The 1,075-nt window shown below is 51.6% G+C and carries 1 protein-coding gene; it reads left to right on the forward strand.

Annotation, left to right across the window (positions count from 1 at the left end; genetic code table 11):
- Nucleotides 1–460: 460 nt before the first annotated feature.
- On the forward strand, nucleotides 461–1,075 hold a 615-nt coding region (locus tag Q0135_RS02920), incomplete at its 3' end, for a hypothetical protein (RefSeq protein WP_297988097.1).

Consider the following 1,075-nt stretch of genomic DNA (forward strand, 5'->3'; position numbering starts at 1 on the left):
CTTCACGTGATGCGCTAGTACGGCAGCGCTCGCCGTCTGCGGCACCGCTATAAACGCGCCGCCCGCTAAGGCCGCAGCCAAAACGATAGAACCGAAAAAATTCTTACGCATATTCGCTCCTTTTGGGTAAATTTATCAAATTTTACTACGCAAAAATCGCTTCAAAATCGCGCCCGCATAAAGGCTTGCTTAAACGGCAGCCCTGGCGCTTTAAATTCTCTTAGCCATTATATCGCAATTTCGCGGCAGAGCGAAATTTTGCAAGCCCATACGCGGGCGAAAAAATCCGCTGCATGGGCAGGCACATCCACTACGCGACGGCTTGCGGCGAAATTTCACGCTGCGACTAAATTTCGCAAGCGGTGCGGGCAAGGCGCAAAGATCAACGGAATTTCACCGTTTAATCCATTTTTACTCGCGCGTCTGCTAAAATTCGTCAAATTTAACCAAGGAGCGGCAGATGAACAAAGAGGAATTTGAGAAGCTAAATCCTAACGAAAAGCAAAATTTGATGCTTAAAATTTCAGCCGCGCATCCACAGTTTAAATTTTTAAATTTGACTACGTTTAGCTGCGGCAGCGAGAGCTTCGAGACGGGCGTTTTCGATTTTAAAGGGAGCGAATTCGTTTTTATTCCAAGCGGCGAGCCGGTGCTCGGATGGGATGATTTCGCCGTTTTGGATGAAATTTCGGCGGCGAAAATCAAAGAGCAGTGCGAGTTTTGCGGCAGCGAGCAGAGCCTGCGCGAATACGTCGCGCAGCAGACCTCGCCGCTTCGCCGCGCTAAAATTTCCGCGATGCTGGTCGAACGCAGGGCGAGCGAGCTTAGCTGGGTTGAGGTCGGCGCGGACGATGCGAGACTTGAGGCTTACGAGCGCGATATAGAGCAGTTTTTGCGCGGCGAATACAAAAGCTCCTCGGTGCTAACCCTTAGCGGCGCGCTAAAGCTGGTGCGCGAGGAGGGCAAAATTCGAGCGTTTTTGTTTAGAGACGTGACGCACGAGGAGCTTGAGGCGAGCCTGCAAAAGGACGGATTTAGCCTGCCTAGCGAGGATGAGTGGGAGTATCTGGCGGGA

This window comes from uncultured Campylobacter sp., assembly GCF_937981295.1.
GTDB lineage: Bacteria > Campylobacterota > Campylobacteria > Campylobacterales > Campylobacteraceae > Campylobacter_B.